This window comes from Streptomyces sp. NPDC050658 (assembly GCF_044457025.1).
Lineage (GTDB): Bacteria > Actinomycetota > Actinomycetes > Streptomycetales > Streptomycetaceae > Streptomyces.
On record NZ_JBITGM010000002.1, the window covers coordinates 768853 to 784268 of the forward strand.

The window sequence follows — 15416 nt, forward strand, 5'->3', positions numbered from 1 at the left end:
CGGTCACCCCCGCCCGTTCGCGGCGACCGCCTCGGCCATGGCGACGGCGATCGTACGGGGACGGGTGAAGGGCTCCCTGCCGTGCGCGGTCAGCATGTTGTCGACGACCAGGACGTCGTCGCGGGCGTAGTCGAACCGGGTGGCCGCCGACCGGTAGCAGTCGCGTACGTGCGCCATCACGTCGTCGGGGATGTCCGCGCCGTCACCGAAGTAGCTCTGGTTCGGCAGCTCCTTCTCGCCGAACAGCTCCAGCATGCCCTCGCGGTTCTCCGGCGACAGCGTCGAGAGGTGGAAGACCGCGGCGTGGTTGAACCACACCTCGTCTCCCGTCTGCGGGTGCCGGTGCACGGCCCTACGCAGGGAGGTCGTGCGCAGCCTGCCGTCCGCACGCCATTCGACGGCGACGTCGCCGGCCGCGCAGAGCCGCTCCACCAGTGCCCGGTCCTCGGTGCCGAAGACCTCCTGCCAGCTCAGCCCGAACTCGGAGCCGAAGTTGCGCACCACCATCCAGCCGCGCCGCTCGAACTCCTCGCGCACGGCGGGATCCAGGGTGCGCAGCACCTGCCGTGTGTCCGCGAGGGGGGTCGCTCCCCGGTCGGCCGGTGGCTCGACGCAGTAGAAGTAGAGGCTCATCGGCCAGGACGTGCGGTAGGAGTTCTCGTTGTGGAAGAAGATCTCCTCGTGCGGCGGGTACTCGGTGGAGGTGTAGACGCGGCCCTTGATGGTGCTGCGCGGCGACGACCGTTCCTCGTACGGCAGCGGGTCCTCGCCGGACAGTGCGCGGACCGCCGACTCGAATCCGTCGACCCCGCCGACCGTGAAGCCGCGCAGCAGCACGGCGCCCTCGGTGCGCAGCCGTCGGCGGATCTCCGTGCGGTCCCGGCCGATCCGGCCGAGGAGTTCCTCGCCCTCGTGTGCCTCGATGACGTGCGGCAGCTCCACGGCGGTCACTTCCGTCCGGCGGGCGGGTCGAACCGCAGCTCGTCGGTGCAGAAGACCCGCCAGCCGGTGGTCGCCGAGTCCCACAGCACCCCTTGGTCCGCCCGCACCGGATGCCTTACGACGGCCAGGTCCTCCCGCAGGTAGACCACGGTGTCGTCGGGCAGTTCACGCTGCTCGGGCGCCGCGGACGCGGCCCAGTCGGCGAATCCGCGCACGTCGCCGAGGAGACAGCCCATGTAGTACGGCGTCATCCGGCGGTCTCCCGTTCGATCCGGCGGCGCAGGCTCAGCGGCCGCATGTCGGTCCAGACGCTCTCGATGTGGGCCAGGCACTCCGCGCGCGATCCGCCGTGCCCGGTGTCCTCCCAGCCGTCCGGCGGCCGTTGGTCGGCGGGCCAGATCGAGTACTGCTCCTCGTGGTTGACGACGACCCGGTATCCGTCCGGGGTGCCGTCGTGGGGTCCAGTCGTCACTCAGCCCTCCTCGTACGCGATGCGTTGGCGGGCGACCGGGACGATCCGGTCGAGACCGCCGGGTTCTTCGGCCGCCGTGCCGGACGCGCCGGACGCGGCGGACGCGGCGGAATCGACGGAATCGGCGAGCAGCCGCTCGACCAGCGGGGCGAGGCGGGCCACCGTCGGAGCCCGGAAGAAGGCCCGCACGGTGATGTCCACGCCCCAGGTGTCGTGGGCGGCGGCGATCACGCGCATCACCTTCAGCGAGTCACCGCCATGGTTGAAGAAGTCGTCGTGCACGCCGATCCCGGTGCGTCCGAGGACTCCGTGCCACAGCTCGACCAGGGTCCGCTCGACCGGCGTACGGGCCGCCCTGCCGCTGCCGGGTGCGGTGACCTCGGTGCCGCGGGCGCCGGGCAGCGCGGCGCGGTCCAGTTTGCCGTTGGGCGTGAGCGGCAGTTCGGGCAGCAGCACGAGGCGGTCGGGCAGCATGTAGAGCGGCAGCTGCTCGCGGAGCACGGCGTGCCAGTCCACGCCCTCCTGTCCGGCGCTCGGCACGAGATAGGCGTGCACGCGCCCGGAGTCCTTGTCGCCGTCCGTGGCCTCCGTGAGGACCACGGCGTCGCGGACCCGCCGCGAGCGGCGGAACGCGGCCTCGATCTCGCCGAGTTCGACGCGGTAGCCCCGCACCTTGAACTGCTGGTCGCGGCGGCCGAGGAACTCGATGCGCAGCCCGTCAGGACCGTGCCGGTAGCGCCCGCGGTCGCCGGTCCGGTACATCCGCGCGCCGGGCTCGGCGGAGAACGGGTTCGGCACGAAGGCGTCCGCGGTGCGGCCCGGCGCGCCCAGGTAGCCGCGGCTGAGGGTGGGGCCCGCGATGTGCAGGGTGCCGGGCACGCCGGGCGGCACCAGGCGCATCCGGTCGTCGAGGAGATAGGCCTCGGTGCCGGGCAGCGGCGTGCCGATGAGCACCGACCGGGTGTCCAGGTCCGTGGCGCCGACGGTGAAGTAGGTGCTGTCGATGGTGCCTTCGGTCAGCCCGTAGCAGTTGACGACGTCCGTGTCCGGGCCGCAGAGCCGGCTGATCCGGGCCAGCTCGTCGGCGGGGAAGGTGTCGGAGCCGACGATGAGCAGCTTGAGGAAGGCGAGGTCCTGGCGGGTCTCGGTGACGTGTGCGGCGAGGGTGCGCAGGACCGTGGGCACGAAGTCGGCGACGTCGACGCGCTCCTCGTGCATCAGCCGCAGCAGCCGGGCGGGCAGGAGCAGCGTCTCGCGGGGGCAGACCACCAGGGTCGCGCCGGAGCCGATGGAGCGGACGAGTTCGCCGAGGTAGCCGTCGAAGCTGAAGTTGGCCATCTGCAGATGCCCGCGGATGCGTCCGCGCAGCGCGAAGGCGTGCTCCCAGGCGAGCTGGATGCGCCGCAGCGAGCCGTGCGTGGCCATGACGCCCTTCGGACGCCCCGTTGAACCCGACGTATACATGACATAACAGAGGCTGTCGGGGTCGAGCGCGCGCTCGGGCCGGGTGCCGGGAAAGCGGGCCGGATCGGCGCCGTCCGGCCCCGCGACCACACTGCGTACGCCGTCGCCCGCCAGGTCGGGGACGAGTCCCTCCTGGGTGACCACCACGTCCACCCCGGCGTCGGCGACGATCATCGCGCGGCGGGCGGCGGGGCTGTCGAGGTCGAGCGGCACATGGGCGGCGCCGGTCTTCCACACGGCGAGGACCGCGACGACGCTCTCGGCGGAGCGCTCCATGTAGATGCCGACGCGGGACGCGGGAGTGACGCCCTCGGCGCGCAGCCGGTGGGCGAGGCGGTTGGCGGCGCGGTCCAGTTCGCCGTAGCTGAGCCGGGTGTCGCCGTGCACCAGGGCGGGGGCGCCGGGCTCCCGCTCGGCCCACTGCTCGAACACGTCGATCACGCATGCGCCGACGGGGCCGACCGGCGCCCCCCGCGCGGCGTCGAGCAGCAGGGCGCGGTCCTCGGGGCGCGGGCCGCCGGTCAGACCGACGGGCTGCTCCGGGTCCCGTGTCATGTCGTCGAGGACGGACTCCCACTGGCGCAGCAGCCCGTCGACGGTCTCGGCCCGGTAGAGGTCGCTGTCGTACTGGGCGAGTACGTCGGTGTGCCCCTCCTCGGCGAACACGTCGACGGTCAGGTCGAACTTGGCGACGCCGGGCTCCACTTCCTCGATCCGCGCGGTCAGACCGCCGGGCCCGGTGCGGGTGGAGGGCGTGCCGATGTACTGGAAGGTGACGCCAAGGAACTGCGAGTCGCCGTCGGCGCGTTCGGTGCCGAGCGCGGCGACGACGTCCTGGAAGTCGATGTCCTGGTGGTCGTAGGCGCCCAGGCAGGTCTCCGCGACGCGGGCCAGCGCCTGGCGCACGGTCGGGTCGCCGGACAGGTCGGCGCGCAGGGCGAGCGTGTTGAGGAAGGGGCCGATCAGCTGGTCGGCGTCGATGTCGTCGCGCTGGGCGCTCGGCGTGCCGACCACGACGTCGTCCTGGTCGAGGCGGCGGGAGAGCGTGACCGCGAAGGCGGTCAGGAGCACCATGAACGGGGTGACGCGCTCTTCTCGCGCCAACTTCCGTATTCGGTCCATCAGTTCGGGGTCGAGCGCCCGGCGCGCGGCGGCGGCCGGCGGGGTGGATCGTTCGGCCGGGGTGCGGTCCGGGGGCAGTCGCCGGGCGTCGGTGAGGCCGGACAACCGCTCGCGCCAGTAGGCCAGTTCCGCCTCGTACGCGGGATCGCCCGCGGTCGGCTTGCGGCGCCGGGCGACGACATCGGCGTACTGGGCCGGGAGCGGGGCGAGTTCGGGGGCGCGCCGCTCGGCGCGGGCGGCGGCGAGTTCGAGGAACTCGTCGACGAAGACCTGCTTGGACCAGCCGTCACCGATGATGTGGTGCCAGTTCAGGAGCAGGGTGTGGTCGTCGTCGGCCGAGCGCAGCAGCGCCGTGCGGATGAGCGGGCCGGATTCCAGGTCGAAGGGGCGCCGCGCGTGCTCGTCGGCGAGGCGGCGGGCTTCGGCGGCACGGAGCTCGGGGCGCAGCCCGGTCAGGTCGATCAGCGCGGTGGGCACGGCCAGTTGGGGCGCGATGTGTACGCGGGGGACGCCGCCGTCGGCGGGGAAGCGGGCCCGCAGGACGTCGTGCCTGCGGACGATCTCGGCCACGGCGTGGGCCGCCGCTCCGGGGTCGAGGGGTCCCGTCAGCCGGATCGCCGAGCAGGAGTTGTAGAGCGCGGTGCCGGGGTGCATCCGGTCCAGGAACCAGAAGCGCTCCTGGGCCGGGGACAGCGCGTGGCCCCCGGACGGCCCCTGGTCTGCGCCGGACGTGCCGAAGCTCATGCGACCTCTCCTGCCGGGCGGTCGGTGACGGGGTGCGGCCGGGCGATACCGGTCAGGGTTCCGGTCAGCGCGACGGCCAGGACGGCGACGCCGATAATGAGACAGACCGTGGTGACCCCGAGTCCGGCGGCGGCAGCGGTGGTGATGCCCGCGCCGATCGGCCCCAGCGCCGTATGGATGGTCCAGAACGAGGACGTGACCCGGCCGAGCAGATGGCCGGGGGTCACCTCCTGGCGCAGCGACATCGAGCAGATGCCGGCGATGCCCGTACACATCAGGGTGATCGTCATCAGTACGGCGATCACGGGGACGCTGCCGGACAGGCCGATGCCCGCGACGGCGAGGCCCGCGAGGGTGAACGCGCCGACCCAGGCCACTCCGAACCCGAGCCGTTTGCGCACCCTGGCGACGGCCGCGGAGGCGATGAACGAGCCGACCGTGCCGGCCGTCAGGACATAGCCGACGGTGGTGTCCGGGTGGTGCAGCTCGTGCTTGACCAGGTAGATGACCAGGTCGGTGAGGCCGTAGATGAGGAAGGTGATCAGCGAGAGCAGCAGGGTGAGCGGGCGCAGCACGGGGTGGGCCCACAGGAACTTGGCCCCGGCGAGGAACTCCTGGCGGATGTTGCCGCGTTGGGCGGCGTCGGACCGCTCGGGTCTGCCGTCGAACTTGACCAGGAGCACACCGAGCGCGGAGACCGCGAAGGTCGCCGAGTCGATGCCGATCGCGGCGGCCGGACCGGCGGCCGATGCCACGAGTCCGGCGAGCGCGGGCCCTGCGACGCTGGCGATCGCGTACGTCGCGTACATATGGCCGTTGGCCTTGGTGATCTGGTCCGGTTTGACGATGGCCGGCACGACGGTCACATAGGTGACCTGGAAGAGCATCGAGAAGCAGCCCGCGACGGGCACGACGGTGTAGATCAGCCAGACGGGCGAGGCGGAGATCCAGGCGAGCGGGATCAGGAGATAGAGCAGACAGCGCGCCCCGTCGGCGAGCATCAGGAGCCGTCTGCGGTCGAAGCGGTCGGCGACGACACCGGCGAACAGGCCGGTCAGGATCGACGCGACACCGGTGAGGCCGGTGACGAGGCCCATTTGGAGCACCGATCCCGTGCTGTGCAGGACCAGCAGCGGCAGTGCGACATACGAGAAGGAGTCACCGAGAGCGGAAAGAGTCTGGACGCCTAAGAACATTCGATACGCGGGGTTTTTCCATAAAGAGGGCGAACCATCCCTCTTACCCGCCGACCGTGCCTGATCCTGATCCTCGGACAGTTCCCCTGACGGCACGGGTCCCCCCAATCCAGATCTGCCGGAGTGCAGTAGATCATACGGCCCAGAGGCCGTCAAGGTCACCCCTAAGTCACCCCTAAGTCACTCCCAAGCCACCCCCGAAGGAAATTTATCGATCATCTTCTTGACGCTACTCGGTCAAACATGCTAGAAATTCAATTTCGCTAGGAACGTCTGTACGCAGCCCCACTCCCCCTCTTCCCAGGAGAGAAATTGCGGGTCGCTTTTGTGCATACGCCCATGTCTACCGTCCCTATTGCACAGCGCAAAGATTTCTGGCGAAATTTCGACATTCAATACCATGCGGCACATCCAGGACTCGACCACATGCGGAAGAATATGTGGGAGCTTCCGCACTGGATGCACTGGCTGGCCGGAGTGCTGGTCGCGCACGGCTACGAAGACATCAAAGTGGTCGATCTCTACACCGAGCCGAACGCGTTCACGCGGCCCGGTCAGATGGATGTCGACGTCGTCGAGGCGGCCGTGCGCCGCTGCCCCGCGGACGTCTATCTGTTCTCGCCGATGACGGTGAACCTGTGCCACGCGTACGAGATCTCGGACGCCGTGAAGCGGGTCCACCCCGCGTCCGCCGTCGTCTACGGCGGGGTCGTCGCCACGCCGCTCGCGCACGAGGTGGCCGCTCACCCCAGCGTCGACTACGTCGTGGTGGACCGCGGCGAGCAGGCCCTGCCCGCGCTCCTCGACGCCCTGGCCGAGGGGCGCGACGTGTCCGGTGTGGGCAATCTGGTGCACCGCGGGCCGGACGGCACCACCGCGCGGACGGCACGCCGCTACCCGCAGCTGCACCCGGCCGACATTCCCTTTCCCAAAGTGGACCTGTTCCCGGAGAGCACCGGCGAGGACATTCGCTACTTACGTCAGGTGTACGCACTCGGCTGCCCATACCAGTGCACGTTCTGCACCATCCAGACCATCGGCCAACGCCCCGACTATTTCCCGCTGGACCGCGTCCGCGACGAGATCCGCGCCTACCGGGCGCGGTACGGCGACCGGCACAACATCTACTGGGGCGACGAAACCTTCACCCTGCACCCGGATCGCACCCTCGAACTCCTGGAAATGCTGGAGCAAGAAGGCGACATCAATTACGACTGCCAGACCCGGCTGAACTGTCTGACCGACGACCGTATCTTGCGCAAACTGAAGAGCAGCGGCTGTCAATGGGTGGAGATAGGCCTGGAGACCGGATTCCAGGAGAGCCACGAAACGCATAAGCATCACATGAAGCTGAGCGCGACCAGGGAAACCCTGAAGAAGGTCCGTGACGCCGGACTCGCCGCCTGCTCCTTCACCGTGAACGGCTTTCCCGACCAGAGCCCCGACGACATGCGGCGCAGCATCGACTGGGTTTGCCAGTTGCTCGACGAGGATTTGCTCCAGGCAACCTATCTTTTCGGCCTCGTCCCCTACCCGGGAAGCGCCATGTTCGAGCACCCGGAACGCTTCGGGATGAAGCTGCTGCACCGGGACTTCAGCCTCTATCACGAGGACCTGCCTCCCGTGTTCGCCACCGAAAAGACCACCCCGGATCAGGCCTACGACGTGTTCCTGGAGGGCCTCGACCTGTTCGCGCGGGCCATGGACAAGCCCCCGTACTTCGGTTCCGCGCCGGCGCCCGGCACCGCCGACGAGTACGGCACGTTCTGGGCCGATGCCCACGTATAGCCTCCGCGGCCTCGGACAGACGGGAGCACCATGACTTCTTCGCGATGGCACGTACTGCGGGACGGCGACGCGGGTCTGATCCTCACGGTGGCCTTCGACGCCGGCCGCGGGGAAGCCCGGTTCGCCGACCTGGCGCCGTCCCTGGAGGGGCGGCGCGTACTGGAGGGTGTGCCGCGGCGCTGCACGGTCGCCGAGCTGCGGCAGCACGGGCCCGGCGAGTATGTGACGCCCTGGCTGGAGGCCGTCAAGGAACACGGCCGACCGGTGCGGGCGGTGCTCGGGCACTGCGCGGGCAGCGGCCTGGCCCGTGAACTCGCCGAGCGGTTACGGATGTTGGGGCTCGGCACGCCCGACCTGATCGCCTTCGACCCGGTCCTGGTCGAGGGCCGCACCCTCGGCGAGGAGTACCGCACCGCCGTGGGCACCCTCTCCGGCCAGCTCTCCCCTCAGGACCTGGAGACCGCCCTGGCGGCGGCCGAGCCGTGCGACGCCGCACCCTCGGCGACCGGATCCGAACTGCTGCCGCTCGCCGAGGAGTTGGAGGTGTCCTACGGAACGGCGGTGACCGAGGCCTGCCGACGCCTGAACGTCGCCCCCGCCGTGCGGCAGCAGCTCGCCGACCGCTTCTCCCACTACCTCGCCTACCTCACCGCGGCGGCCTGGGCGCAGCCCGGCGGCGATCCGCCCGCGGACACGCCGCCCGCGACCAGCGTGCTGTCCGCGACCGGCGGGATCGGCACCAGTGCGGCCGACCCGCGCGGCACGGTCACCCGGTTCACCGCGGACCGGACCCGGCTGCTCGCGGACCCCGAGGTCGCCGCGTACGTCTCCCGTGCGATGGGCGGGTGACGTCATGGACCCCAGACCACCCGCCGTCCCGCAGGCCCTCGCGCGGCAGGTGCGCGAGGCGCGGGCCCACCGAATATCCCATGAGCTGTACGAGGAGGAGCGGCGCTGGCGCCTGCGCCCCGGTGACGGCGAGGACCCCGGCACCGTCTCGGACGCGGCGCTGCGCCGCGAGGGCGCGGTGGAACAGGAGGTGTCCGCCCGCCTCGGGCCCGGCGCCGGTCCCGACGACCCGCGCAGGGCGGCGGAGCGACGGCGCGTCAAGTACTTCCCGGTCCTGTTCGTCAGCGCCCCGCACATCGAGGAGGGCGCGACCGGCGCGTTCCCCGGCATGCCGACGCCGCTGCTCTACGCGACGTGTGTACTCGACCGGATGCTGCGCATCGACGAGTTCCCCGGCACACGGGTCCCCGACATCGTGGCCGTCCTCAACCCCCCTGCCTACTCGGCCGCGTTCGAGAAGGAGCTCGTCGACTCGCTGCGCGAGCACCGCCCGGTCGTCGTCGGCATCAGCAACCTCTCCGAGGGCCACCATTTCGCCCTGCGCATCGCGGCGACGGTGAAGAAGGAGTGCCCGCAGGCGATCGTGGTGCTCGGCGGCCAGCACGAGGACGCCGTGAACCCGGACGCCTACCGGGCCGCCTCACAGCGGGTCGCCGGGATGAGCGGCCGCCGCCAGGAGAACCACGACGCCTTCCGGATCGGCGCGGCCGAACTCGACCGGCTCACCGCGCTCCAGACCTTCGCCCGCCCCGAGGAACGGGAGTTCACGGACATCGTGTTCGCGGGGGACTCCGCGTTCGCGCTGCCCGAGGTGCTCAAGGTCGTGGCGGACTGTCTGCCCGCCGACGCCGAGACCGTGGAGACCGTCAAGAAGCGCATGCTCGCCGACCCGGACCGGTTCGCCGAACTGCCGGGTGTGGGCAGCCTGTTCCTGTACGACGGCACCGCACGCCGCATCGAGTCGCTGCCGCTCAGCGGCGTGCCGATCGACGGCGACCGGCTCCCGTACATCGACGTGACCCGGCTGACGCACGAGAACCGCTTCCCCGTCTTCGGACACCGCCCGACGGCCCAGATCATGGCCTGTCTGGGCTGCAAGTACTCCTGCTCCTTCTGCCACGAGTCCGCGGACGCGTTCCTCTACGAACAGCCCAAGATCCGCCAGCGGTCGCCGGAGCACGTCATCGGCGAGATCCGGCTGCGCATCGAGCAGGGCTACGAGGCGGTGTTCTTCGACGACAGCACCTTCACCCAGAACCGCCGCTGGCTGGCCGAGTTCCTGACCCTCCTGGAGGACCTCGCGGCCGGGCACCCCACCCTCGAATGGGGCTGCCAGACCACCGTCAACGACGTGGACCGTGATCTGCTGCGGCGGATGTCCGGCGCCGGCTGCAGCTATGTGTACTTCGGCGTCGAGTCCGCCGAGCCCGACGCCGTACGCGTACAGAAGGTCCGTCAGCTGCTCCTGGTGTCCGAGAGCGACTGGACCGAGCGCTTCCGTGACGTCGCCCGCTGGTGCCGAGAGGCTGGCGTCCGGGTCGGCACCTCGCTGCAGTTCGGCCTCGGCGAGACGCCCGAGCAGCGGCTGCAGACGCTCGACCTGATCGGCGAGATGCACCGGGAGGGCTGCATCCCCGACGGCTGTGTCGCCCTCAACATCAACAGCCCCTACCCCGGCACCCGGCAGTGGCTCCAGATGCTCCAGTCGGGCGCCGCGCTGCCCGACTACCGCGAGAAGCTGGTGCGCCACCCGGCCTTCGAGACCGCCCACCAGTTCTCCTCGATCACCGGCGACGACGTCGACGCCCTGTATCTGCTCGCCGCCGACCGCCTCGGCCGGGCACTGCACCAGGAGGAACCGGTCACATGACGAAACCGCCGCTCGGTGGCGCGCCGGGCCCCGAAGGCCTCCGGCAGGTGGTGCCCGCCCCCGTCACCGTCACCTCCGCGTCGCTCGTCAGCCACGCACCGCTCGCCGCCCCCGGCGAACCGCCGCTGGCCATCCGGCCGACCGCCGCCGGTGTCGACGTCGCGGACTGGGCGGGCCACGCGCGGGCGTGGCTCGACGACACCCTCGACGAGCACGGCGCCGTACTGTTCCGGGGATTCTCGGTCACCACCACGGACGGCCTCGAACGCCTGGCAGGGGCCCTCGTCGACGAGCTGTACTGCGACAACGGCGAACATCCGCGCGCCTCGCTGAGCGGCAGCATCTCCTCACCGGTGTTCTTCCCGCCGGAGGAGAAGCTGCTGTGGCACAACGAGAACTCGTTCAACGCGAGCGGGCCGTCCCGCATCATGTTCTGCTGCGCGCGGCCCGCCACGTCCGGCGGCGAGACCCCGGTCGTCGACAGCCGCCGGGTCTTCGAGCGGCTCGACGCGGAACTGCGCTCCGAGTTCCTGGCCAAGGGCGTGATGTACGTACGGAACTACGGGACGGGACTCGGCCTCGACTGGCGCGAGGTGCTGCGCACCGACGACCGGAACGAGGCCGAGGCACGCTGCGCCGAGCAGGGCCTGCGCTGGTCCTGGGACGGGGACCGGCTGCGCACCGAGGCGGTCCGTCCCGCCGCCGTGCGGCATCCGAGAACCGGCGTGTGGTCCTGGATCGCCCAGGCCACCCACTGGCATCCGGCCTGTCTCGCCCCCGAGACCCGCTCGGCCCTGGAGGCCACCCACACCCCGGACTCGCTGCCGCGCCAGTGCCGCTTCGGCGACGGATCCGCGATCCCCGACGATGCGATGACCGAGCTCTGCCGCGTCTACGCCGACCTTGAGGTCGCCTTCCCCTGGGAGCGCGGCGACGTCCTGGTCCTGGACAACATCCTGGTCGCCCACGCCCGCAACCCGTTCACCGGGCCACGCGAACTCCTGGTGGCCATGGGCGACTTGGTGCCGTTCGTATGACGGGGCGGGACACTGAACGGGGCGAGGCCGTGGGCCAGGTCAAGGGATTTTGGCTCTCGTTCCAGCAGCAGCGCGTGTGGCGGGCGTACTCATCGGAATCCGCCGGTCCATGCTGGGCGCAGGCGCTGTTCCATGTCGACGGCGCGATCGACGCGGAACGCCTCGCCGACGCACTGCGGACGGTCACCGGCCGGCATGGCGCCCTGCGAGCCCGCTACCGCCGGGTGCCGGGGACGCGGACCGCGCTCGCGGACGTCGGCGGGGAGGACGCGGGGAGCGGCGTGGCGTGGACGGTACGGGACCTGCGGGGACTGCCCGAAACAGGCGGCCTCCTGGACGCCGCCGTGCGGGACGAGCGGCTGCGCCCTGCCGGTATCGACGACGCGGCGCCGCTGCGCGCCCGCCTCTTCCGGCTCTCCGATCGGCGCTGCGCACTGCTCATCACGACTTCGGGCCTGTCCGCCGACAGCCGCACCCTGCGCGGCCTCGCCGCCGAGCTGGCACAGGCCTACGACGGGCGCGCACCGGACGCCGCGCCCCTTCAGTACATCCAGTACGCGCAGTGGCAGCACCAGCTCGCGGAAGCAGAACCGGCGGCCGGGGACGCCACGTCCGCATCCTCCCACGACGCCCTGGACCTGCCCCTGCGCCGCCCTCTCCCGGCCGGTGTGGCCACAGACACCGCGTCGGTCGTACGTCTCGACAGCACCGTCCCCGCCGCGCTCGCCCAGGCCGTGCGGGCCTGCGCGAAGGAGCACGACGTCACGCCCGACACCGTGCTGCTCGGCTGTCTGACGGCCCTTCTGCGCAGGATCACGGACCGGCCCGGGATCACCGTCGCGACTGCTCTGCCGGGCCGCCCCTTCGACGAACTGGCCGACTGCGCAGGTCACTTCACCCACTGGGCGGCGATCCGAACCGGCCCCGATGCGCCGGCCACCTTCGCCGGCCTGTTGAGCCGGGTCGAGGCCGAGCGGTCGGAGGCCGAGCGGGCCGCCGCGCGCGTTCCGGCCTCGTACGCGGACGAACCGGCCGACTGGACGGTCGTGTTCGAGGCGAAGGAGGAGACGGCCACCGCGCATGCCGACGGCGTCACCTTCACCCCGGTCTGGGACGACGTCGAGGCCGAGCCGTGTGCGCTGGGCCTTGAGGCCGTCGTCGGTGACGGCACGCTGCGGCTGGTGTGGCGCCACCGCCGGGGCGAGTTCCCCGCCGATTATGTACGCGCCCTCGGCGGGCAGTACCTGACCCTGCTGGAAGGTCTCGTCGCGGCCCCGTCGGCCCTGCTCGACACGGTCGACGTACTCGACGAGCAGAGCCGTGCACTGGTGCGGCGATCGCGTCGGGTGTCCGCCGAGCATGGCCGTACCACCCGCCGAACATCCCTGTGCCTGCACCAGATCATCGAGGGCCAGGCCCGGCGGACACCCGACGCGATCGCCGTCGCCGACCCGTCGGCCCGGCTGACGTACCGGGAGTTGGACGAGCGGGCCGCTCAAGTGGCCGTGACACTACGGCAGTTGGGTGTGGTGCCGGATCAACCGGTGGCCATCGCCGTCGGGCACACGCGGCACCTTCTGGTGGCGATGCTGGGCGTGCTCAAGGCCGGTGGCGCGTATCTGCCGCTCGATCCCGAACTGCCGGCGGCCCGGAGCGCGGAGATGCTGGCGCGGGCTGGGTGCGCTCTGGTCCTCACCGCACCGGGCATGCCTCGAGAGGGGTTGGGGGCGGTCCGTTGGGTGGACGTCGACGAGCTGCCGACTCCGGCACAGTCACAGTCACAGTCACAGTCACAGTCACAGTCACAGTCACAGTCAGAAGAGTCGTCCGCCGAGGTGACACCGGAGAATCTCGCCTACGTCCTCTTCACCAGCGGCTCCACCGGCATCCCCAAGGGAGTGCTGCTCCCCCACCGGGCCCTGGCCAACTATGTGCTCTGGGCGGCCCGTTCCTACGGTCACGAGAACGGGACAGGGGCCATGGTGCACTCCTCCGTGGCCTTCGACATGACGGTGACGAGTCTGTTCGTGCCCCTGGTCAGCGGGCGTACGGTGCACCTGGACCCGGCCTGGCGCGATGTCTTCGGCCTCACCGGTGAACTGGGCCGGCGGACCGGCCTCGACCTGCTCAAGATGACGCCCTCGCATCTGGCCGTGATCAACCCGACGCTCGGCTCCGACGCCCTGTCCGGTGTCGCGCACTCCCTCGTCCTCGGCGGTGAGAACCTCTCCTGGGAGCACATCGCGCCGTGGCGCCGGCACGCGCCGGCCACGCGGATCTTCAACGAGTACGGCCCCACGGAGACGGCGGTCGGATGCACCGTCCACGAGATCACCGCCGACGACCCGGCGGTCGGTGACGTGCCGATCGGCCGCCCCGTGGACGGCAGCGAGGTCTACGTCCTCGACGAGCGCCTGGCGCCGGTGCCGGTCGGCGCGCTCGGCGAGATCTGCGTCGGCGGGATCGGCCTGGCGCGCGGCTACCTCGCGGATCCGGCCGGGACGGCGGACCGCTTCGTGCCCCATCCCTTCTCCGACGCCCCCGGTCAGCGGCTCTACCGGACCGGCGACATCGGCTACTCGGCGCCCGACGGGACCCTGCACTGCGTCGGCCGCCGCGACGAGCAGATCAAGGTGCGGGGCGTCCGCGTGGAGCCGGCCGAGATCGAGCGGGCCCTGCTCGGACACCACTCCGTGCGCGAGGCGGCCGTGGCGCTCGGGCCGGACGGCGGCAGGCTCACGGCGTTCCTCTCACCCTCGGCGGGCGGCGCGGTCGCGCCGTCACAGCTGCGCGGCCATCTCGCCGAGCGGCTGCCGGACGTCATGGTCCCCGCCGCGTACGTCTGGCTCGACCGACTGCCTCTCACCGCGAACGGCAAGGTCGACCGTGCGGCACTGATCGCCTCCGGCACCCCGGGAGACGTCCGTGCCGAGCCGTCCGCCGAGCCGCGGGACGCGCCGGAGCCGCGGGACGCGCTGGAGCCCGGGGACCCGCTGGAGCCCAGGGACCCGCTGGAGGCGCGGATCGCGGCCATCTTCGGAGAGTTGCTGAACCTCCCGTCCGTCGGTGCGGACGAGGGCTTCTTCGACGTCGGGGGCCACTCGATCCTGGCGGTGCAGCTGATCGCGCGGGTCAACGCCGCGTTCTCGGCCGAGCTTCCGGTGTCGGTGCTGTTCGAGGAGACGGCGCCGGACGACGGGCCTCCGGTCGATCCCGCGACTCCCAGGGCGCTCGCGGCGCTGCTCCGCGAGGGCGATGGGGCCGAGCGGCCGAACGCTCTCGTCACGCTGCAGAGCCGGGGCGAGGGGACACCGCTGTTCTGCGTCCACCCCGGCGGGGATGCCATCGGGTTCCGGAGCCTCGCCGGTAGTTCGGTGCCGCGGCGCCCGCTGTACGCCGTGCACGACGAGACGCTCCAAGGCGACGACAGGGAGCCCCCCGCCGTCGAGACCCTGGCCGAGCGGCACATCGCGGCGGTCCGGGAGGTCCGGCCACATGGCCCGTACCTCCTGATGGGCTGGTCGATGGGCGGCCTCGTCGCCTACGAGATGGCCCGGCGGCTCACCCTCCTCGGGGAGCACGTCGCCATGGTCGTCCTGGTCGACAGCTACCTGGCGGGCCAGCTCCCGGCCGACTCCGGATCGGCGCCGGGCGAGGAGTACGCCCGCGCGGCCCTGCGGTACCGGCCGGCTCCGTACGCCGGTCCGGTCGCTCTGCTCCAGGCGCAGGAGAGCGACCCGGCGACACGGGCTGTGGCCGGTGCGGCATGGGCGGAGCTGTGCCCGGACCTCGCCCCGCCGCGCGTCGTGCCCGGCGACCACTACTCCATGCTGGACGAGCCGTTCGTGGCCGCTCTGGCGGCGGAGATGGAGAAGACGCTCCAGGAGGCGGACGTGCACCTCGACTGACGCCTGCCGACTCACATCGTTCGC

10 protein-coding genes are annotated in these 15416 nt (G+C 71.3%); 5 read left to right on the plus strand and 5 right to left on the minus strand.

What is annotated here, in order from left to right; all coding sequences use genetic code 11:
- Positions 1-3: 3 nt before the first annotated feature.
- Genes ACIBKX_RS10250 through ACIBKX_RS10270 form a run of 5 tightly spaced genes read right to left on the minus strand, consistent with a single transcriptional unit; the run spans position 4 to position 6036 of the window.
- The gene (locus tag ACIBKX_RS10250) at positions 4-942 is read right to left on the minus strand and encodes a TauD/TfdA family dioxygenase (protein ID WP_363271426.1); all 939 of its coding nucleotides are present in this window, start codon (positions 940-942) and stop codon (positions 4-6) included.
- Between the two features lie 5 nt (positions 943-947).
- On the minus strand, positions 948-1193 hold the full coding sequence (locus ACIBKX_RS10255; RefSeq protein ID WP_363271427.1) for a hypothetical protein: 246 nt from the start codon (positions 1191-1193) through the stop codon (positions 948-950).
- Positions 1190-1414, minus strand: coding sequence for an MbtH family NRPS accessory protein (locus tag ACIBKX_RS10260; RefSeq protein ID WP_363271428.1), 225 nt, complete (start codon positions 1412-1414; stop codon positions 1190-1192). Before ACIBKX_RS10260 ends, ACIBKX_RS10255 begins: the two co-directional genes overlap by 4 nt.
- The gene (locus ACIBKX_RS10265) at positions 1415-4744 is read right to left on the minus strand and encodes an amino acid adenylation domain-containing protein (RefSeq protein ID WP_363271429.1); all 3330 of its coding nucleotides are present in this window, start codon (positions 4742-4744) and stop codon (positions 1415-1417) included. It lies immediately after the preceding gene.
- The gene (locus ACIBKX_RS10270) at positions 4741-6036 is read right to left on the minus strand and encodes an MFS transporter (RefSeq protein ID WP_363271430.1); all 1296 of its coding nucleotides are present in this window, start codon (positions 6034-6036) and stop codon (positions 4741-4743) included. The genes ACIBKX_RS10265 and ACIBKX_RS10270 overlap by 4 nt, the downstream gene beginning before the upstream one ends.
- 363 nt (positions 6037-6399) lie before the next feature.
- Between ACIBKX_RS10270 and ACIBKX_RS10275 the strand changes: the two genes are divergently transcribed.
- From ACIBKX_RS10275 to ACIBKX_RS10295, 5 genes are read left to right on the plus strand one after another with little or no spacing between them, the layout of a single operon-like run.
- Entirely contained in the window at positions 6400-7728 is a 1329-nt protein-coding gene (locus ACIBKX_RS10275; RefSeq protein WP_363271431.1) for a B12-binding domain-containing radical SAM protein, read from the plus strand.
- 30 nt (positions 7729-7758) lie between these two features.
- Positions 7759-8577 (plus strand): hypothetical protein, encoded by an 819-nt coding sequence (locus ACIBKX_RS10280; protein WP_363271432.1) that lies wholly within the window; start codon positions 7759-7761, stop codon positions 8575-8577.
- A 4-nt stretch (positions 8578-8581) separates the two neighbouring features.
- Positions 8582-10447, plus strand: coding sequence for a B12-binding domain-containing radical SAM protein (locus tag ACIBKX_RS10285; RefSeq protein ID WP_363271433.1), 1866 nt, complete (start codon positions 8582-8584; stop codon positions 10445-10447).
- Positions 10444-11484, plus strand: a complete 1041-nt coding sequence (locus ACIBKX_RS10290; RefSeq protein ID WP_363271434.1) for a TauD/TfdA family dioxygenase — start codon at positions 10444-10446, stop codon at positions 11482-11484. Before ACIBKX_RS10285 ends, ACIBKX_RS10290 begins: the two co-directional genes overlap by 4 nt.
- The gene (locus ACIBKX_RS10295; protein WP_363271435.1) at positions 11481-15392 is read left to right on the plus strand and encodes an amino acid adenylation domain-containing protein; all 3912 of its coding nucleotides are present in this window, start codon (positions 11481-11483) and stop codon (positions 15390-15392) included. Before ACIBKX_RS10290 ends, ACIBKX_RS10295 begins: the two co-directional genes overlap by 4 nt.
- The last annotated feature ends 24 nt before the right edge of the window (positions 15393-15416 follow it).

Coding starts and splice junctions, on each gene's coding strand:
- ACIBKX_RS10255 (WP_363271427.1), bottom strand. CDS start 1,193: ATGACGCCGTACTACATGGGCTGTCTCCTCGGCGACGTGCGCGGATTC.
- ACIBKX_RS10265 (WP_363271429.1), bottom strand. CDS start 4,744: ATGAGCTTCGGCACGTCCGGCGCAGACCAGGGGCCGTCCGGGGGCCAC.
- ACIBKX_RS10275 (WP_363271431.1), top strand. CDS start 6,400: ATGCACTGGCTGGCCGGAGTGCTGGTCGCGCACGGCTACGAAGACATC.
- ACIBKX_RS10280 (WP_363271432.1), top strand. CDS start 7,759: ATGACTTCTTCGCGATGGCACGTACTGCGGGACGGCGACGCGGGTCTG.
- ACIBKX_RS10285 (WP_363271433.1), top strand. CDS start 8,582: ATGGACCCCAGACCACCCGCCGTCCCGCAGGCCCTCGCGCGGCAGGTG.
- ACIBKX_RS10290 (WP_363271434.1), top strand. CDS start 10,444: ATGACGAAACCGCCGCTCGGTGGCGCGCCGGGCCCCGAAGGCCTCCGG.
- ACIBKX_RS10295 (WP_363271435.1), top strand. CDS start 11,481: ATGACGGGGCGGGACACTGAACGGGGCGAGGCCGTGGGCCAGGTCAAG.